Raw genomic sequence first — 18,797 nt, forward strand, 5'->3', positions numbered from 1 at the left:
GCGCGCCCGAACCTGAGAGGAGTCTGAGAAATCTGATAGCAGCTGTCTTTTGATACTTACTCTCATTTCATGACTACCTCCCCAGCGCGCTGGTTCGCGCTCGCCGCATTGGCGTTCTGCACGCTCGCGGTCGGTCTGGACGGCACGGTGCTCAGCGTGGCGCTGCCGACACTGGCCCACGACCTCGGTGCCTCCACCGGTGACCTGCAGTGGTTCACCACCTCCTACCTGCTCGTCCTGGCCGCCGCGCTGCTGCCGGCCGGGATGCTCGGTGACCGGTTCGGTCGCAAGAAGTTCCTGATCGGGGCGCTGGTGCTGTTCGGGGCCGCGTCCGCCTGGTGCGCCTGGGCGACGACCACCGGCCAGCTGATCGTGGCCCGGTCGGTGCTCGGGCTCGCGTCCGCGGTGATCATGCCGCTGATCGGCGCGGTGCTGACAGTGGTCTTCGACGAGCGGACGCGGCCCCGCGCGCTGAGCATCTGGGTCACCGCGAACGCGCTGGGCATCCCGCTCGGCCCGCTGCTCGGCGGCTGGCTGCTCGACCACTTCTGGTGGGGGTCGGTCTTCCTGATCAACCTGCCGATCGTGGCCTTCGGGCTGCTCGCGGTCACCGCCTGGGTGCCCGAGTCGCACGGTGACCGGCAGCGCCGGGTCGACCTGCCCGGCGTGGTCCTGTCCGGGGCGGGCCTGACCGGCGTGACCTACGGGATCATCGAAGCCGGTGAACGCGGCCTGGGCGACCCGCTGTCGCTGCTGACCATCACCGGCGGCGTGGCCGCGCTGGCCGCGCTCGCGATCTGGCAGCGCCGGGCCGCGGCGCCGCTGATCGATCTCGGCCTGTTCCGCTCGCGCGGGTTCACCGGCGGCTCGGTGCTCGCCACGATCGCCAGCTTCGCGTTCTTCGGGCTGCTCTTCGCGCTGCCGCAGCTGTTCCAGGCGGTGGGCGGGCAGGACGCGTTCGGCACCGGCCTGCGCCTGCTCCCGGTGATCGGTGGCCTGATGGTCGGCGCCCGGCTGGCCGACCCGATGGTCGAGCGGGTAGGCGCGCGCCGGGTGGTCGGAGCCGGGCTGGCGCTGATGGCCGGGGCGCTGCTCGCCGGCGCGCGCACCGGCGCGGACACGTCCTACGGCTACCTCGCCGCCTGGGTGTCGGTCGCCGGCATCGGGCTCGGGTTCACCCTGCCGCCGTCGATGAACGCGGCACTCGCCGCGCTCAGCCCGGAGCGCAGCGGGGTCGGCTCCGGGCTGATCCAGGCGATGCGGCAGGTCGGCAGCGCGATCGGCGTCGCGGTGCTGGGCACCGTGCTGAACTCGGGGTATCGCGACGAGGTGAGCGCCGCCGGCCTGCCGGACGCCACCGGCGACAGCGCCGCCGCCGGGGTCGCGATCGCGCGGCAGTCCGGTGACCCGGGGATGCTCGAGACGGTGCGGCACGCGTTCACCCACGGCATGGACACCGCGCTGGTCATCACCGGGGTGGTCGCCGCGTCCGGGGTGCTGCTCGCGCTGATCCTGCCCCGGCACGCGCGCCGCCCGGCCCCCGATCCCGCCGCGGACGTGCTGGCAGAATCGGGGGCATGACTGCGAGCCCGACCAGCCTGCGCGAGCGCAAGAAGGCGAAGACCAGGGCCGCCATCCGCGAGCACGCCATGCGATTGTTCGAGGAGCAGGGGTACGCGTCGACCACCGTGGACCAGATCGCGGAGGCGGCCGAGGTCTCGCCGAGCACGTTCTTCCGTTACTTCCCCGCGAAGGAAGACGTGATACTGGTCGACGACTACGATCCGGTCATCGCCGCCGCGGTCCGCGCCCAGCCGGCCGAGGTCCCGCCCATCGAGGCCGTCCGGCGCGCCATGCGCGAGGTGTTCGCCGGTCTCACCCCGGAGATCTGGGAGAGCGAGCGCCGCCGCCAGAAACTGTTCGCCGAGGTCCCGGAGCTGCGCGCCCGCGCGATGCACCAGCTGGGCGACGCTCTGGACCTGATCGCCGAGGTGCTCGGCGAGCGGTGCGGGCTGCCGGCCGACGACCTGCGCATCCGGACCCTGGGCGGGGCCGTCACCGGGGTGGTGATGGCGGTGCTGCCCCCCGGCCGGATGACCGGCGAGTCGGCTCTCGACGCCGCCGACTTCGATCGCCTGCTGGAGGCCCTGGACCTGCTGCAGCGGGGCCTGCCGCTCACCTGACGCCCGTCCCGCCGCGTCCGGCCGGCCCCCCGCGGGCCGGTTCGCGCCGCGCTTCGAGGGTCGTCCCCGGTGCCAGCCGCGCGGCTTCGGCCGGCCGCCGGGAGGCGGGGGAGGGTGCGGGGGATTCCGGAACAGGCGTGAAAACCGCTCTGATCGGGTAACGCCGCGTCATGACGACCATCACCGATGCGGGCACCACTCAGCTAGTCGCCGCCGCGGTGCTCGGCATCGCGGTGGTCGTCCTGCTCATCGCCTGGGCCAAGTGGCACCCGTTCCTCGCCCTGATCCTCGGCACCGCCGCCCTCGGCCTGGTGGCCGGCGCCGACCCCGCGAAGATCGTCACGTCGTTCACCAGCGGACTGGGCAGCACGGTCGGCAGCGTCGGCGTGCTGATCGCGCTCGGATCGATGATCGGCGCGCTGCTGACCGAGTCGGGCGGGGCGGACGGGATCGTGCAGCGCATCGTCACCGGGGTGTCCGGGACGGCGCTGCCGTGGGCGATGGCCGGCGTGGCGGCGCTCGTCGGACTGCCGCTGTTCTTCGAGATCGGCGTGGTCCTGCTCGTGCCGATCGTGCTGCTGGTGGCCCGCCGGACCGACGTGGGGCTGTTGCGGATCGGGATCCCGGCGCTGGCCGGGCTGTCGGTGCTGCACGGTCTGGTGCCGCCGCACCCCGGCCCGCTGGTGGCCATCGACAGCCTGCACGCGGACCTCGGGCTGACGCTGCTGTTCGGCCTGATCTGTGCGATCCCGACGGTGATCGTGGCGGGTCCGCTGTTCGGCGACTTCATCGCGGCGCGCGTGCCTCTGGCCGTACCGGCAAGCGGTCTTGATCGTGGCCGGGCCGGCGGCCCGGACGCGGACGCGGACCGCGCCGCCGGCGGGCGCGGGAATCCGGCGGACCTGGACGCGGACGGCACGCCGGACCGGGCCGAGGGCCGCCGCCGCAACCCGGGGTTCTGGCCCGCGGTGCTCACCGTCCTGCTGCCCATCGTGCTGATGCTGGCCCGCGCGGTCGCCGAGCTGACGCTGGCCGAGGGCACCGGCGTCCGGTCCGTCCTGGAGGTTCTCGGCACGCCGGTGGTGGCGCTGCTCGCCGGTGTCCTGCTGGCGATGTGGTCGCTCGGGTACCGGGCCGGTTTCGACCGCCGCGAGACGTCCGCGGTGGTCGGCGGCTCGCTGCCGCCGATCGCCGCCATCCTGCTGATCGTGGCCGCCGGTGGTGGCTTCAAGCAGGTGCTGGTCGACACCGGGGTGGGCAACGTGGTCGCCGACGCGGCCAAGGACGCCAGCATCAACGCGCTGCTGCTGGGCTTCCTGGTCGCGGTCGGGATCCGGGTGGCGACCGGCTCGGCCACGGTGGCCACCATCACGGCGGCCGGGATCGTCGCGCCGCTCGCCGGCACCCTGGGCCAGTCCGAGGTGGCCCTGCTGGTGCTGGCGATCGGCGCCGGCTCGCTGTTCTTCTCGCACGTCAACGATGCCGGGTTCTGGCTGGTCAAGGAGTACTTCGGGATGACCGTGGGGCAGACCATCAAGACCTGGTCGGTGATGGAGACGATCATCTCGGTGGTGGGGTTCGCCTGCGTGATGCTGCTCAGCCTGGTCGTCTGAGAGGAAAGCACCAGCCGGTCGGCCGGGGTCACGGCGTTGACGACGATGGTTGCGCCGGCGAGCGGTGCGCGGGACAGCGCCGCGCGCGGTATCGATCTCACGCGCGCCCGATGAAGACCGGCGGCCTCGGATCGGGCGCGCTCCGGCGGCCCGGTCCGGACGTCTTCACCCGCCGTTCACCGGCTGGTGATCGTCGAAGGTGTCGGTCAGTGACGTCATCCAGGGCTGTCGCGGGACCGGGTCGGGGCCGATCACCCGCATCGCGCCCAGGACGGTGATCAGCATGCCCATGGCGAAGAAGTCGCGGGCCTCCTCGGCCGTGGCGCCGGTCAGCTCGCGGACGGTGTCGTAGAGGCTGCCGTACGAGGCGCGGACCGCGTCGCCGACCGCCGGGTCCTCGCTGGCGGCGAACCCGTGCAGCAGGACGACCAGCAGCTCGCGCTCGGCCAGCAGGTCCTCGTAGGCCCCGCCCAGCCCGGCCAGCGTGGGCTCGCGCTCGGCGGCGGCCCGCCAGGTGGCCTCGATGCGTTTGCTCGCGAACCGGAGGGTGGCGAGGAACAGCTCCTGCTTCGAGCCGAAGATCCGGATGACGTACGGCTGTGACACGCCGGACAGCCGGGCCACCTGATCGGTGCTCGTACCGGCGTATCCGCCCTGGGCGAAGGCGGTCAGGGCGGCTTGGACGATCTGCTCCTGGCGTTCCGATGCGGTGAGGCGGCTCCGAGTCATGTTGACAGGTTATCAGTTGATGCTTACCGTCTTTAGTTATCAGCCGATAACAACTTCTTCAGGGGGAAGTCGTGACCAGTCTCGTAGCGGAGAAACCCGCCGTCCGGCGGAGAGCCCGGCCGCTCGCCGCGGTGCTGGCCGCGGTCGGCATCCCGACCTTCATGGTGTCGCTGGACAACCTGGTGGTCAGCACGGCGCTGCCGGTGATCCGCACCGAGCTGCACGCCTCCATCACCGATCTGCAGTGGTTCGTCAACGCGTACACGCTGCCCTTCGCGGCGTTCCTGCTCACCGCGGCCGCGCTCGGCGACCGGCTGGGCCGGCGGCGGATGTTCCTGGGCGGCATCGTCATCTTCACGATCGCCTCCGCGGCGGCCGCCCTCTGCACCGAGGCCTGGCAGCTCACCGCGTCCCGGGCGGTGCAGGGCCTGGGTGGCGCGGCGATCACCCCGCTCGCCCTGACGCTGCTCGCCCGGGCCGTGCCGGACAACCTCCGCAACGCGGCGGTCGGCATCTGGGGTGGCATCACCGGCCTCGGGATCGCGGTCGGCCCGGTGGTCGGCGGCGCGGTGGTCGACGGCCTGCACTGGTCCTGGATCTTCTGGTTGAACGTGCCGGTCGGGGTGGTCGCGGTGGTCCTGGCCACGACGGTGCTCGACGAGTCCCGTGGCGACGGGCGCCGGCTCGACCCGATCGGCCTGGTGCTCTCGGCCGGCGGCATGCTCCTGCTGATCTGGGGTGTGGTGGACGGCCCGGACCGCGGCTGGACCTCCGGCCGGGTGCCGGTCATGCTCGGCGCCGCGGTCGTGATGCTCGCCGGGTTCGTGTTCTGGCAGGCCCGCAACCGGGCGCCGATGCTGCCGCTCCGATTGTTCCGCAGCCGCGGGTTCAGCCTGGTCAACATCGTGACGCTGACGTTCTCCGCGGGCGCGTTCGGGTCGGTGTTCCTGCTCGCCCAGTTCTTCCAGGTGGTGCAAGGGCTGAGTCCGCTGCAGTCCGGGCTGCGCACGCTCCCGTGGACCGCGGCGCCGATGATCGTCGCGCCGCTGGCCGGCGTCTTCGCAGCCCGGATCGGGCAGCGCACGCTGATCGTCGCCGGTCAGGTGTTCCTGGCGGCCGGGCTGCTGTGGGTGGCGCTCGGGCTCTCGGTGACCGCGCCGTACTCCTCGCTGGTCGGCGCGTTCGTCCTGGCCGGGATCGGGATGGGGCTGACCTTCGCCCCGGTCAGCACGATGGTGCTGGCCAGTGTGGACGTCCACAGTCAGGGGGTGGCGGCGGGGGCCAACAACACGATCCGGGAGTTCGGGGTGGCGGCCGGGGTGGCCGCGCTCTCCTCGATCTTCAGCTCGCTGGGCGGCTTCACCAGCTTCGACTCGTTCCTCGACGGCACCCGGCCGGCGGTGCTGACCGGCTCCGCGGTGATCGCGGTGGGCGCGGCCGTCGCCCTCCGGCTGCCGCGCCGCGCCTGACGGCGGCCGTTGGTCATTCCGAAACAATCGGGCGTGAACTGTTGCACTCGCGCAACCCGAATGCAACGATGTCCATCAATTCGAGCACCCTGGTCGCCGCGGGGCCGCCGGCTACGTCCGGCCGGTCGGACCCCACCCCGCGGCGGTCCACAGCCCGGAGAGCACCGCCCGCCGGCCCCAGGCGGAGCGAAGACAGCGTGTGCCGGACCTCCGACCGGCACACGCTGTGCGTTCCACCCATCCCGCGCGGGCCGGATCAGCCGGGGCTTCGGTGTCGCCGGGGCGCACTTGGCAGGGTGCCGGGCCGGCTCACCACGTACGCCCGGATCTGCGAAGCCGGCGCCGGGACCAGCGTGAGTGGACGGCCGGGGCCGGTCCCGGCGGACATCGCGATGTCCGCCGGGCCGATGCCGAGGCGGGCGCCCCACGGTCAGGGGACGACCAGGAAGTCGGTGACGAAGCAGGCCACCTCGCCCGACCCGGTGCGGCCCAGATACGTCGGGTAGTAGCCGTCGCCCCAGCCCGACTCCACCATGATCAGGTTGGCGCCGGAGTCCTCGTCCACGACCTCGTCGACATGGCCCGGGACCGGCGCCTCCGGGAACTCGTCGGGGTCGAACGCCTCCTCGAAGTCGTCGGAGTCCCAGCCGGCCAGGATCCGCGACACGCTCAGGTCGGCGAACGCGCCGGTGCCGGTGTCCACGCCGTACCCGAAGAACTCGCCCTCCTCGAGCTGATCGGGCTCGTCGCTGTCGATCAGGGCGAGCTCCCACGACACGACCGGCTCGTCGCGCACCACCAGCTGCAGCGCGGCCACCCGGCGCTGCCACTCCCGGTCCTCCTTCTCCAGCACCGCGACCCAGGCGGTGACCTGGTAGGCCCCGGGCGCCAGGCGCACCGAGAACGGCTCCTCCTCCTCGTCGGTGACCCCCGGGTCGAACGCGGCGAGCTGCCCGGTGGGCAACGTGAGAGCACCCAGCGGGTGCGGCTCGACGACGTAGGTCACATCGTCCTGGACGTGACGGGAACCGGCCTGGAGCAGGCGGTCGAGATCAGGCATGCGGGCAAGGTACCGGACCGGTACGACAACTAACCGATGTGCACCCACACGTCGTCGAGGGACCCGTGGAACTGGTCGTTGTGCGCGCCCGCGCCTCTGCCGCCGACGGTCAGCGGCGCCGCGGTGTCGACGCCGAGCGTGACCGGCACCGGCACGCTGGCCCGCGGCACGCCGTCGACCAGGATGGACAGTCTGGGCCCGCTGCGCCGGCACTCCACGCTGTGCCAGTCGCCGTCGGACACCGGGACCCGGCTGCGGGCCAGGCGGACCGTGCCGTCGCCGAAGCCGCAGCTGGGCCTGCCGGAGATGCCGTCCACCCGCAGCGTGTACTGGCCGCCGCCGGTCGAGTAGCCCTTCTGCAGGATGTTCTCGCCGCTGGACGTCCGGGCCGGGGGGAGCAGCACGGCCGCGCCGTACCGGATCGGCCCGGTCCCCGGGTTGAGATCTTTCTCCGGCTCGCTCCGCAGCACCAGGCGCGGGCAGGAGGCGCCGGTGCACCTGGCCGGGAAGCGCAGCGCCTGTCCGGGGCCGTGCGGTACCAGCACCGGGGCGCCGCCGTTGCGGGTCACGGCCCGCAGCAGGTGGCCGAGCCCCGAGCCGTCGTCGAAGGTGCCGTCCGCCATCGTCGAGTCGAAGTTGTACGACGCCACGAACCGCGGCCCGGCCGGCGCGTCCTCGGTCGGCTCGACCGCCGCGCCGAACTCCGCGTAGCGCTTCCGTGGCAGCCCGCCGACCTGGGTGAAGTCGCCCACCGCGCTGATCGCGCTGAGTTCCGGGTTGGCCGCCAGCGAGCGCGTCCCGGCGACGCCGTTGGCCTGCGGCGCCCACTCCAGCAGGTTGCCCTGCGGGTCGACGGCCGCCAGCTTGCCGCGGGTCACCGAGCCGTCCGTGCAGACGCCCTTGGCGCCGTTGTTCGTGGTGATGCACGCCTTGTCGAAGTGACCGCCGACGTAGACCGTGCCGCCCAGCACGGTGATCGCCTGCGCGTCGCCGTCGAAGACGCGGGTCCAGCGGGTCGCGCCGTCCCAGGTGTACGACACCGCCCGGCCGCCCTGCCCGCCGAGCGCCGCGTACAGCCCGTCGGCGGCCGCGGCCAGCGCGAACACCTGCGAGACCGGCTTCGGCAGGAACGTCTGGTCGAGGGCCCCGCTGACCGGGTCCACAGCGGTCAGTCGCAGGGAGGAGCGGACATCGTTCGTACGATGGAAGCTCCCGCCCAGGTAGACGCGGTCGTTCCCGGTGGCCAGGGCGTGGACCGTGTCGTCGGTGGTCGGCGCCCACGCGTCGAGCGCCCCGGTCGCCGTGTCGAACGCGGCCAGATTCCCGCGTGGCACCCCGTCCACCGCGGTGATCCGTCCGCCGACGTAGAGGCGGCCGTGGTCGGCGGCGAGCGCGTTGGGCTGACCCGCGACGGTGTGCCGCAGCGCGGTGAGGGCACCGTCGCCGGCCCCGATCCCGGCGATCGCGTCCCGTACCTCGCCGTCGACGTGGTCGAAGTCGCCGGCCACGTAGACCGTGTCGCCGTCCACCGCGAGCGCCCGGACGTTGCCGTCGGCGCTCGGCTTCCAGTCCAGCAGGGCGCCGGTGCGCGAGTCGAAGGCGGCCAGCCGGGTGCGTTCCACGTTGCGGCCGTCCACGATGGCGCGGGTGAAGTTGCCGCCGACGAAGACGGTGCTGCCGCGGTAGGCCACCGCGTAGACCGAGCCGTTGAAGGAGGGCGACGTCGCGGGGCTGGGCGAGACGGTCTCGGCGTGGGCCGCGCCACCGGCCGTCACGAGGCTGATCACTATAATCGCAATAAGCGCCTTTTTCAGGAGATTGGCCACACTGGTAGTTAACTTCGTCGGCTCGATAAAGGTGGCGGGGGAAACTATGCTGCGTACCGGATCGAGAGAGGGGAATGCCGTGCCGCTGCGCCGCCGTCGCACCGCCATGACCGTCGCCCTGCTCACCACCGCGGCCCTCGCCGCGGGCTGCGAGATCAAGGTGAACCCTGAGTCGATGCCCGCGCCGTTCAGCGTCGCGCCGGTGCCGTCCGCCTCGGCCGGCCAGCCGATGTACGTCTGCACCGCGGTCTACAAGATCCTCACCGACGGCGCGGTCAAGGCCGCGGCCTACGCGACCGGCTCGGGCGACGCCGTCCGGACCGGCCTGCAGAAGACGTTCGGCGAGATGGCCGCCGACGTCACCGCGGCCGGCGCGAAGAGCGAGGACACCGCCCAGCGGGCCGCCGTCGACGAAGTGGCCGCCGCGCTCACCGAGGCCAGCACGTCAGCCGACCCGAAAGCGTTCCTCAACGGAGAATTCACCACTATCGGACAGAAGATCGACGGCACCTGCCCGTAGGGTGGGCGCATGACCGACAGGCCGGTACGCATCGGGCTGCAGCTGCAGCCACAGCACATGGACTACGCCACCATCCGGCGCACCGCCGCCGAGGCCGAGGAGGCCGGCGCCGACGTGCTGTTCAACTGGGACCACTTCTATCCGCTCTACGGCGAGCCCGACGGCTTGCACTTCGAGTGCTGGACCATGCTCGCCGCCTGGGCCGAGTCCACCTCCAGGGTGGAGATCGGCGCGTTGGTGACCTGCAACAGCTACCGCAACCCGGAGCTGCTCGCTGATATGGCCCGCACCGTCGACCACATCAGCGAGGGCCGGCTCATCCTGGGCATCGGGTCCGGCTGGTTCGAGCGCGACTACACCGAGTACGGCTACGAGTTCGGCACCGCCGGCGGCCGGCTCGACGACCTCGCCGGCGCCCTGCCCCGGATCGAGGCGCGGTTCGGCAAGCTGAACCCGCCGCCCACCCGCAAGATCCCGGTGCTGATCGGCGGTGGCGGGGAGAAGAAGACGCTGCGCCTGGTCGCCAGGCACGCGGACATCTGGCACTCGTTCGCCGACGCCGAGACCCTGGAGCACAAGCTGGGCGTGCTGCGGGGGCACTGCGAGGCGATCGGCCGGGACCCGTCCGAGATCGAGGTCTCGGTGGCCGGCGACGCCAAGTCCCGGGAGCGGACCCACGAACTGGGCGCGCGGCTGTTCACCATCGGGGTGGGCGGTCCCAAGCCGGACCTCGGCGAGCTGCGCGACGCGCTCGCCTGGCGCGACGAGATCAACGGCAGGAGCTAGGGTCGCCGGACCCTGGAGCCCCGGCGGCGCCAGGGTCCCGCCGGCTGGTCCGTCACCGCGACCACGGCCAGGAAGAGCTGGCTCCGGAAGCTGCTCACCCCGTTGTGCAGGCGGCGACCTCGCGGATCATCTCCTGAGCCGTCCGGCGCGGGCAGAGAGAGCGCGGCAGGGCCAGAAGGATCGGCCGCGCGTCCCTGGTGGACTCCGGAACGCCCACCCCTCGACCTGGCGCAGCAGCGGCCGGTCCAGCGATCGCACGTGAATCAGATGTTGTGCTGGAGATAGGCGGGCTCGCGCCAGCCCAGCATCGCCTCGGTCATCCGGATCGCGTCGTGCGCGGCCCGGACGTCGTGGACCCGCATGATGCGCGCACCGCGCAGGAGACTGAAAACGACAGTCGCCAGCGTGCCGGCCAGACGCTCCTGCTGAGGGCGGCCGAGGGTCTCGCCGATGAAGTCCTTGTTGCTCAGAGCGGCCAGCATCGGGTAGCCGAGGGCGGCGATCTCGTCCAGGCGGCGGGTCAGCTCCAGCGAGTGCAGGGTGTTCTTGTTCAGGTCGTGACCGGGATCGATGATGATCTGATCCGGGCGTACGCCGCGGGAGAACGCCACCTCCACCCTCTCCCGCAGGAAGGCGGCGACCTCGGCGGTCACGTCCTCGTACCGGGGGCTCGGGTAGGGCGTGCGCGGGGCGGCCAGGCTGTGACAGATCACCAGTTGGGCGTCGGTGCCGGCGACCGCGTCGGCCATCGCGGGATCGCGCAGGCCGGAGGTGTCGTTGACGACGGCGGCGCCGTGCCGGATGACCTCGGCGGCGACCTCCGGCCGGAACGTGTCGACCGAGACGACGGCCAGGTCCCGGGCGGCCTCCACGACCGGCAGCACCCGGTCCAACTCCTCGGCCGCGGAGACCTCGGGGCCGGGCGCGAACGGCACGCCACCGATGTCGATCCAGTCGGCGCCGTCGGCCGCCGCCCGCCGGACCGCCTCGGTGGCCTTCTCCAGCGCGAACGTGCGGCCTTTGTCGTGGAACGAGTCCGGAGTCCGGTTCACGATCGCCATCACGACGGCCCGGCGGGAGAAATCGAAGGTCCGGCCGCCGATCACCCGGGCACCGCTGATGTCGCTCACAATCGGCGACCCTAACAGCGGCCGGGCCACGCCCCGCCGGTACCGCCCGGTCCCGGCTGATCGAATTTCCCGGGCGCGATGTTCGGAGGTGCGGCTGCGCGGCGACAATCTGCGCGCGCCGGCGTTGTAGAAGTCGCTCGGCTTCCGGAGATACGGGACGCTGGAGCGTTCGTGGCCTTCGGGGCGGACCGCTCCGACAAGCTGATGTACGCCCTGGACCTGTGCGGCCTCACCGCCCCACCCGCCTGACCGCGTCGAAGACCTGGGCGAGTTCGGCGGCGTCCTCACCCGCGTGGTGGGTGTGCGGCACGTCGACCAGCCCCAGCCGGTGCTTGATGACACCTTTCCGCGTCTCCACCCATTCGCTGCCGGTCAGCCCCATCCAGTAACTGCGGAGGTCGACGCCGGAGCCGGTCGCCCCGAACGGGCTGTGCCCGGCGAAGCGGGTGAAATACCAGTGCACGAACATGCCGTCCCAGACGGCCGGAGCCGCGAGGAACACCGGGCGGCCGATCCGGCGCAGGCCGTTGACCCACTTGGCGGCCGCCCGCATGGCGTCCTCGGCGGTCGGGGCCTCGCGCAGCAGCCGATTCCGGTCGAGGCCGGAGACGGCCAGCGCGGCGGGCACGAACTCCTCCGAGATGGGCCGCAGCTCGGTGTAGAAGGTCAGATCCGGCCGGCCCGCGACGGCCATACCGAGTGACAACATGCTGTACGGCCCGGGAATCGGGCCGTCCGCCTCGACGTCGACGGCGACGTACAGCTCGGGCAAGCGGGCCATCCGGGCAGCCTAGCCGGTCTGGAGACGATCCTCGAAGCTGGCGCCGACAGCCGTTCTCGCGCCCGTGGCCGCGAAATGCCGCTGCAAGTCGCGGGCGAGCACCAGCTGATGGTCCTCGTCCAGATCGCCGCGTTGCGGAATGCAGTCGACCTCCCACGTGAAGTAGAGGAAGCCGTCCTCGGGATCGTCGGCCAGGCTCGGGTCCGCGTCACGATTGGCGACGACCTGGAGCAGATTGCCGCGGATGTCGCAGGAATAGGCCTTGTGGGGCCTCGCCTCCGGAAATGCTTCCAGCACCCCGGCTATCATCCGTTCGCGGCTCATCTCGCTGTCGACCATGACGAAGAACTGAAGCATGGGTTCCACCGGAATCTCCTCAGCCTAGCGGGATGAACGGCCCGGTATCCAGCCTACCGCCGATGCGAATAGCGGAAAATTGGACCTCGAAGGGTGACTCCGAATCAAGTAACCTCCTCCGGAGGACTTGAAATTCGTGGCCGAGGGTGAAACTCCGCAGCTGGCCGTTCTGCCTGATATCGCGCAACATGGATTTGCGTAATCTCGTGCCGATCGGTGCCCGGCCGAGCATGAGTTCAGCGTGCTCGAAGAAGGACCTTTCGTCCAGGCGGAGGGCGACGTCGATGTCGGAAGTGGACCGCGCCGTGCCGCGCACCCGGCTTCCCTGGACGACCAGATCGCCTTCGGGAAGCCCGGATTGTTTGCGCAGTTGCCGCGCTCCGCGGGCGAACCTGCCGAACTGTCGCTCGGTGAAGCCCTGCGGAATCTGTCGGACTTCGCCGGCTGCGGCCCGGACCATGTCCCTGGCGGTCACCTCTGCGGCTTCCTCGCCGAAGTGCCTGGCGGCCAATCTGGCGATGACGCCCGCGGCCTCCCCGGCGGCCCTGCGCCCGGCGGCGCCTGCCTCAACCAAGGACCGCCTCCGTCGCCTTGCTGATCAAGAAGTTCAGCGCGAGGCTGGTGATCTCCTTGAACGCCGGTATTTCCAGCAGCGAGGCGCCCAAGGTGATCTCGGCGGTTGCGATGGCCTGGAGGATCTCGATGGCGAGAAGTGTCAACTGCGTGATCACGTTGACCTTCAGCGCGATGACAACGCCGGCGCAGATGACGAGTCCGCTGCCGATCGCGGTTGCGCCGCTGCCGCCACGGGCCAGGACGGCGGCCCCGGCGTCCTCGGCTGCCCACGCGCTACGGAAGGCGTCGATCGCCTCGGCCTGGTGATCGCGGCTGACCTGGGTCGCGGTGACCGTCGCAGTCTCGTGAAGCTGGTCGACAGTGTCCGAGAAGCGCAGCCAGGAATGGCCGAGCTCGAGGATCCGGTTCTCGTCCGACTCCGGCCAGAGGTAGCCGAGTTCGTTGAGCAGCTCCGCCAGTTGGTGTGGGATCTCGATACTCATGTCACGCCGGCTGTCGTGCCGGAGATCTGTTCGCCGTTCGCTTCGTCGGTCTCCTCGAATTCATCAGCTATTTCGCGCAGTATGTCGCCGAATCCGGCGAAGCTCCGGCTCACCGAGGCGTAAGCGGATGCCGCGATCTCCTGGGCCATCGCATAGGAGGCGCCGATGATCGACCCGACCGGATCTGTTCCGAAGATGTCTCTGGCGCCCGTGCAGTCGCCATGTTGCCGCCGAGCGGCAGCCAGATTCTCGGCAACAATCCGCAACTGGTCGCCGGAATCGCGTAACGCGGGAGGGTGGACCTGGACCGCCTTTCCGGGGGTGCTCACGACCTGCGCCCATTCTGCTCGATCCGGTCCGTCAGCTGCTGCATGGCGTGGACGAACATCGTCATGCTCCGTGCTGATTCGTCCTGGATCGCGCTGACCCGCTCAGCAAGGGCCTGGCTCGCCGCGCGGGCCTCGCGTGCCAGGTCCGAGGTTTGCCGTTCGGTGCGGCTCAGGGCGGAGAACGCGTCGTTGAGGGCCTGGCTGATCCGGGCGGCCAGCTCGGCCGATCCGAGACGCATGGCCCGGCCGTCGATCGTCAATGCCTCGATCCGGTTCGGGCTGACCCGTACCCGTACCAGGTTGTCCGCTGCCGCGCCTTCGGCCGAAGGCGGATCTGTGCTGTTCCCGACCGTGCCGACGTCTCTCAAGGCATGGGTGGCGCGCGTGAGTAACGCATCGAGCCGCTCGACGCCGCCTGCGTCGTATGTCATCGCGTCCCCCCGGGGTGCGGTTGGTGCGGCACGCCGGGCGAAACGGATCATGACGGGCGCCGCGGATCGGCATCTCGCCATGCTGGTACCGCAACCGTATCGATGAGCGTTTTTGTCCTTGATCTGACCTCAGGTGTGGCGCGCCCGGACCAGCTCGGTGACCCAGTCGACCGCCACCTGGGCCTGCTCCGGCGGGCCGCTGTGCAGACCGTCCACGATCAGCCAGATCCGGTCCGCCAGCAGCTGGTCCCCGCCCAGCTCGGCGACCAGCCGGTCGACCAGGGCTCGGCTGTCCGCCAGGTATGCCCGGGCCACCTGCGCCGGCTCGTCCGTCGCGCCCGGGAACTCGGTCAGGTAGTTCCGGAACGCGCACCCCCGGTACCCCGGCCGCCGCGTGCTCTCGGCGATCTCGGTGACCAGCGCGATCAGCTGCTCGGCCGGCCCGTGCGCCCAGCGCAGCGCCTCCGCGGTGGCCTGTTCCCGTTCCCGGCGGGCCAGCCGCAGATACGCCGCGCACAGCTGGGCCTTGCTAGGGAAGTGCCGGTACAGCAGGTTCTTTCCGCAGCCGGCCGCCTCGACGACCTGCGCCATCCCGACCGCGCGGACGCCGTACCGGTAGAACAGCCCGGCGGCCGCGGTCAGGATCGTGTCGCGGGTGCCCGTGACCGGCGTACGTGCCATGATCCCCAGACTAGAGGACCGATCGGTCCAATCCGACATTCAGGTTGCCGTTGGACAGGTCGTAGATTTCCTCCACCAGGTCCAAGCCTTCCGCGCGGTGCGCGAAGATCAGCACGGTCCGCCCGGACGCCGCATCCAGCAGGTCCGTCATCAGCTCGCGGGCCCCGGCCTCGTCGATCCCCTCGGTCGGCTCGTCCAGGATCAGCAGCGCCGGATCCGCCAGCAGCGCCCGCGCGGTCGCGAACCGTCGCCGCTGGCCGCCGGACATCGTGCTGCCCCCGGTTCCCAGCCACGTGTCCAGGCCGTCCGTCAGGCCGTCCAGCCAGGAGCCGAGACCCACCCGGCGCAGGGCCGCTTCCAGCTGCGGATCGCCGGCGGCCGGCGATGCGAGCCGGAGATTCTCCCGTACGGTCGAGGCGAACACGTGCCCGGTCTCGTCCCCGACCAGCACCGCCCGGCCACCGACCCGGACGGTGCCGGCGCGCGCCCGCAGCAGTCCGCCGAGGACCGCGCCGAGCGTCGACTTCCCGGACCCCGAGCGTCCGGTCACCGCCACCCGGGCGCCGGGCGCGAGTTCCAGGTCGACCCCGTCGAGCGCCGGCTCGGCGGCCGGATCCCAGCCCGCCACCAGTCCGGCCACCCGCACCGCCCCGTCCGCGACGCCCTCCGGACTTTCCGCGTCGCGCACGCGGAGTGACGTGGTGCTGTTCCGTCGGGCATCGCCTTCCGCGGTCCGGGCCACCGGGTGCGCGGTCGGGGTTTCCGCGGCTGACGTCGCGGCGCCGCTGGTGGGAGTTTCCGTGGCCGCGAGGGGGGCGCCGGCGGCTGGGGTCTCCGCCGTCAGGGCCGCGACGCGGCGTTCGGCGCCGGCCGCTCGGCGGCGGGCGACGGCCGCGTCCGGCAGCGCCACCAGCGGCTCGCCCAGGGCGATCACGCCGAGCAGCACGACCGCGCTCCACTCCGCGGAGATTCCGGCGTCCCGCAGGACCAGCGCGGTCCCGGCCGCCGCGACCGTCCAGCCGAGATGGGCGAGGGCCGCGGCGAGCCCGCCGGTCCAGGCGGCCCGCGCCTCCAGGCCGGCGAGGGTCCGGCTCCGTTCCTCGGGTACGCCGGAACGCCCCGCCCCCGCCCCGATCTCCTCCACGCCGTCGACCGTCTCCACGATCGCGTCCCGCAGCGCCGCCCGGGCCACCCCGGTAGCGGCGTCCTGCCGGTCCGCCTGCCACCCGGCGACCACCGGCGCGATCACCCCGGAGATCAGCGCCCCGAGCGCGAGCGTCCCCGCCACGCCGGGCACGATCCCGACCGCGGCGCACCCGGCGACCAGGACCGCCACCCCGGCGGTCAGCGCCGGCAGCCAGCCGCGGAGCAGCCCGTCCACCTGGGCGTCCACATCGTCGACGAGGCGGGTGAGCAGGTCCCCGCGCCGGTGCAGCCGTGGCCCCGGCACCCGCGGGACCAGATCCGCGTACACCCGGGCCCGCCGGCTCCCCAGCCGCGCGAACGCCACGTCGTGCGCGACCAGCCGCTCCAGATACCGCAGCAGCGGCCGGGCGACCGCGCTCCCGCGCACCAGGACGACAGCCGCCGACAGCGTGAGCACCGGCGGCAGCGTCGCGGCCCGGACCAGCAGCCACGCCGCCGACCCGGTCAGCAGGATCCCGCCCAGCGCGGACCCCGCCCCGAGCACGACGGCCACCCACGGCCGCCGCCACCAACCCCCACCCGAAGCCGGGAGCCGCCCCGCACTCCCCGCCGAGACGTTCCGGCTGGCGCCGGGAGGTGTCTCGGACGCCGGGAGGCGCTCCTCAGCGCCAGCCGGCAGCGGCGACCGGGCGGGAGGGTTGTGCTCGCCGCTCGAAAGCGGCGGCCGGAGGCGGCCCGTCGCGGATGGCGGGTGCACCTCGACGGTGCGGTCGGCGGCGGCCAGCAGGGCGGGACGGTGTGCCACCACCAGGACGGCGCAACCGCGCTGGGCGAACTCGCGCAGGCGCGCGACCACCAGCCGCTCGGCGGCCGGATCCAGGTGCGCGGTCGGTTCGTCGAGCAGCAGGGTGACCACCGGGAGCGGGCGGCGCTTCGGGCCGGGCTCGTCGCGGGCCGGGCGTTCGGCGGCGCGGCGGATCAGGGCGGCGGCGCGGCCGGCCCGGTGCAGGAGGGCGGCCAGGGCCAGGCGCTGGCGCTGGCCGGCGGAGATGCCGTTGCCGTGTTCGCCGAGCGGGGTCTCCGCGGTGACCTCGGTGTCCAGGCCGACCAGGTGCAGCGCGGACCGGATCTCGTCGGGGGTGGCGTCCGCGGCGAAGGCCTCGCCCGCCGTCCGGGCGTGCGGCAGAGCCGGGCGCTGCGACAGGTGGAAGGCCCGTCCGACGGCGACCGCGCCGGTGTCGGCCGGGTGCAGGCCGGCGAGTACCCGCAGCGCGGTGCTCTTGCCGGCCCCGGACGGTCCGCGCAGCGCTACCAGCTCACCCGCGCGCACCGAGAGTTCGGGCAGCCACAAGGCGCCTCGGCTGGCACCGGGGTAGGAAGCCCGCAGCCCGGACACGAGCACACCCCACCGGGCCGCCTCGGCGAGCGCCGCCCACTCACCACTCGGCGCGACCTCCAGACCCGCGTCACACGCCTCAGCCCCAGCCGGAACACTCCGGCTGGTCCCCAGAGGTGCCGCAACGGCCGCGGGACGGCTCCCAGCGCCGGCCGCGACCTCCCGGCCGGCACCGAGGGGAGTGATGGTGCCTTGGGCGAGGGCGGTCCACTCCGGGGTCAGGGGGAACGGCTGCGCGGACGGTGGCCGCGGGGCGGGAGCTGTCAGGATCTCGTCCACGTCGGCGATCACCGCGGTGGCATCGGTCGCCGCGTGGTAGCGGGCGGCCATCTCGCGCAGCGGCCGGTAGGCCTCCGGCGCCAGGAGGATGGCCAGCAGGGCCGGGGCCAGCGGCATCGAGCCGCCGGCCACGCGCAGTCCGGCCTGGACCGCGATCAGCCCCACCGACAGGGTGCCGACCAGGTCCAGGGCGGTGGAGGAGAGGAAGGCGACCCGCAGCACGCGCAGCGTCGCCTGGCGGTGCCGGTCGGTGAGGTCGGCGATGACCCCGGTCTGGCGTTCGGCCCGGCCGTACATCTTCAGGGTGCCCAGGCCGCGTACGACGTCGAGGAAGTGGCCGGCCAGCCGGGCGTCGGCGGCCCAGCGCTGCCTGGCCCGGGCCTGCGTGGCCCAGCCGATCAGCGCGCCGAGCAGCGGGATCAGCGGCAGGGTGAGCAGGGCGATGACCGCGGAGGCCGGGTCGGCCAGGGCCATCACGGCGATCACCGCGGGTGGCAGCAGGACGCCGAGGACCAGCGACGGCAGGTAGCCGGAGAACCACGGCCGCAGCGAGTCCAGCCCGGTGCCGAGGATCGTGGTGAGGCGGCCCGCGCCGTAGGAGGCCACCCACGCGGGGCCGCGCCGGACCACCGCGGCCAGCAGGGAACGGCGCAGCTCGTCGGTGACCCGGGCGGCGGTCCGCCGGGCCAGCACCTGCTCGGCCCAGGACAGCAGGCCGCGCGCCGTGAACGCCCCGGCCAGCAGGGCGGTCGCAGCGGTCCGCGGCGCTCCGGGCAGGACCGCCGCGGACAGTGCGCCGAGGAAGGGCGCGGACGGCGCGACGATCCGGGTGAGAGCGACCGCGATGGCCAGAGTCGCCGCGGCTTGACCGGTTCCGATCGCGGCGAGGAGCGCGACGCCGCCCCGCGCGCTCCGGGCGTGGCGCAACAGCCGTGGATCGATCGGCCCCTTCGCGACCCGTCGCCGGCCGGCCGGCTGGGAGGAGGACGGCGACGAAGCCACGGAGGGCGGCGACGATGCGCC

The 18,797-nt window shown here is 72.6% G+C and carries 18 protein-coding genes; 6 read left to right on the forward strand and 12 right to left on the reverse strand.

Going from position 1 to position 18,797, the window contains the following annotated elements; all coding sequences use genetic code 11:
• Positions 1-69: 69 nt before the first annotated feature.
• From Asi03nite_RS26655 to Asi03nite_RS26665, 3 genes are all read left to right on the forward strand, one after another.
• Complete coding sequence (locus tag Asi03nite_RS26655; RefSeq protein ID WP_203683212.1) at positions 70-1,581, forward strand: MFS transporter; 1,512 nt, start codon at positions 70-72, stop codon at positions 1,579-1,581.
• Positions 1,578-2,183, forward strand: a complete 606-nt coding sequence (locus Asi03nite_RS26660; protein WP_203683213.1) for an acyl-CoA-like ligand-binding transcription factor — start codon at positions 1,578-1,580, stop codon at positions 2,181-2,183. The genes Asi03nite_RS26655 and Asi03nite_RS26660 overlap by 4 nt, the downstream gene beginning before the upstream one ends.
• A 170-nt stretch (positions 2,184-2,353) precedes the next feature.
• Positions 2,354-3,796, forward strand: a complete 1,443-nt coding sequence (locus Asi03nite_RS26665; protein WP_203683214.1) for a GntP family permease — start codon at positions 2,354-2,356, stop codon at positions 3,794-3,796.
• A 165-nt stretch (positions 3,797-3,961) separates the two neighbouring features.
• Here the strand turns inward: Asi03nite_RS26665 and Asi03nite_RS26670 are convergent, their stop codons facing one another.
• Positions 3,962-4,525, reverse strand: a complete 564-nt coding sequence (locus tag Asi03nite_RS26670; protein ID WP_203683215.1) for a TetR/AcrR family transcriptional regulator — start codon at positions 4,523-4,525, stop codon at positions 3,962-3,964.
• A 71-nt stretch (positions 4,526-4,596) separates the two neighbouring features.
• Between Asi03nite_RS26670 and Asi03nite_RS26675 the strand changes: the two genes are divergently transcribed.
• Entirely contained in the window at positions 4,597-5,994 is a 1,398-nt protein-coding gene (locus tag Asi03nite_RS26675) for an MFS transporter (RefSeq protein ID WP_203683216.1), read from the forward strand.
• Between the two features lie 430 nt (positions 5,995-6,424).
• On the opposite strand, the gene Asi03nite_RS26680 is transcribed toward Asi03nite_RS26675, so the two are convergent.
• Both Asi03nite_RS26680 and Asi03nite_RS26685 read right to left on the reverse strand, forming a co-directional pair.
• On the reverse strand, positions 6,425-7,054 hold the full coding sequence (locus tag Asi03nite_RS26680) for a DUF4241 domain-containing protein (protein ID WP_203683217.1): 630 nt from the start codon (positions 7,052-7,054) through the stop codon (positions 6,425-6,427).
• 29 nt (positions 7,055-7,083) lie between these two features.
• A complete protein-coding gene (locus tag Asi03nite_RS26685; RefSeq protein ID WP_239102940.1) occupies positions 7,084-8,841 on the reverse strand; it encodes a LamG domain-containing protein in 1,758 nt (585 codons plus the stop codon).
• Positions 8,842-8,959: 118 nt separating this feature from the next.
• Here Asi03nite_RS26685 and Asi03nite_RS26690 point away from each other — a divergent pair, with 118 nt between their 5' ends.
• Positions 8,960-9,400: a hypothetical protein gene (locus tag Asi03nite_RS26690; RefSeq protein WP_203683219.1), complete on the forward strand. Its 441-nt coding sequence runs from the start codon at positions 8,960-8,962 to the stop codon at positions 9,398-9,400.
• Positions 9,401-9,409: 9 nt separating this feature from the next.
• Positions 9,410-10,186, forward strand: a complete 777-nt coding sequence (locus Asi03nite_RS26695) for an LLM class F420-dependent oxidoreductase (RefSeq protein ID WP_203683220.1) — start codon at positions 9,410-9,412, stop codon at positions 10,184-10,186.
• A 263-nt stretch (positions 10,187-10,449) separates the two neighbouring features.
• On the opposite strand, the gene folP is transcribed toward Asi03nite_RS26695, so the two are convergent.
• The 9 genes from folP to cydC all read right to left on the reverse strand — a co-directional run bounded on the left by folP (position 10,450) and on the right by cydC (position 18,701).
• Positions 10,450-11,307 (reverse strand): dihydropteroate synthase, encoded by an 858-nt coding sequence (folP, locus tag Asi03nite_RS26700; protein WP_373872169.1) that lies wholly within the window; start codon positions 11,305-11,307, stop codon positions 10,450-10,452.
• 238 nt (positions 11,308-11,545) lie between these two features.
• On the reverse strand, positions 11,546-12,097 hold the full coding sequence (locus Asi03nite_RS26705; RefSeq protein WP_203683222.1) for a 3'-5' exonuclease family protein: 552 nt from the start codon (positions 12,095-12,097) through the stop codon (positions 11,546-11,548).
• 9 nt (positions 12,098-12,106) lie between these two features.
• Positions 12,107-12,463: a hypothetical protein gene (locus Asi03nite_RS26710; protein WP_203683223.1), complete on the reverse strand. Its 357-nt coding sequence runs from the start codon at positions 12,461-12,463 to the stop codon at positions 12,107-12,109.
• Positions 12,464-12,473: 10 nt separating this feature from the next.
• The gene (locus Asi03nite_RS26715; RefSeq protein WP_203683224.1) at positions 12,474-13,028 is read right to left on the reverse strand and encodes a nucleotidyltransferase domain-containing protein; all 555 of its coding nucleotides are present in this window, start codon (positions 13,026-13,028) and stop codon (positions 12,474-12,476) included.
• Positions 13,021-13,512: a WXG100-like domain-containing protein gene (locus tag Asi03nite_RS26720; protein ID WP_239102941.1), complete on the reverse strand. Its 492-nt coding sequence runs from the start codon at positions 13,510-13,512 to the stop codon at positions 13,021-13,023. Before Asi03nite_RS26720 ends, Asi03nite_RS26715 begins: the two co-directional genes overlap by 8 nt.
• Positions 13,509-13,841, reverse strand: coding sequence for a type VII secretion target (locus Asi03nite_RS26725; RefSeq protein ID WP_203683225.1), 333 nt, complete (start codon positions 13,839-13,841; stop codon positions 13,509-13,511). The genes Asi03nite_RS26720 and Asi03nite_RS26725 overlap by 4 nt, the downstream gene beginning before the upstream one ends.
• The gene (locus Asi03nite_RS26730) at positions 13,838-14,272 is read right to left on the reverse strand and encodes a hypothetical protein (protein WP_203683226.1); all 435 of its coding nucleotides are present in this window, start codon (positions 14,270-14,272) and stop codon (positions 13,838-13,840) included. Before Asi03nite_RS26730 ends, Asi03nite_RS26725 begins: the two co-directional genes overlap by 4 nt.
• A 129-nt stretch (positions 14,273-14,401) precedes the next feature.
• Positions 14,402-14,953 carry a TetR/AcrR family transcriptional regulator gene (locus Asi03nite_RS26735; protein ID WP_239102942.1) on the reverse strand — a complete coding sequence of 184 codons (552 nt, stop codon included), beginning with the start codon at positions 14,951-14,953 and terminating at the stop codon, positions 14,402-14,404.
• Between the two features lie 10 nt (positions 14,954-14,963).
• A complete protein-coding gene (gene cydC / locus Asi03nite_RS26740) occupies positions 14,964-18,701 on the reverse strand; it encodes a thiol reductant ABC exporter subunit CydC (RefSeq protein WP_239102943.1) in 3,738 nt (1,245 codons plus the stop codon).
• Positions 18,702-18,797 lie beyond the last annotated feature (96 nt).

Origin of the sequence: Actinoplanes siamensis, from assembly GCF_016862395.1 — a bacterium.
In the GTDB taxonomy this organism is placed as follows: Bacteria; Actinomycetota; Actinomycetes; order Mycobacteriales; family Micromonosporaceae; genus Actinoplanes; species Actinoplanes siamensis.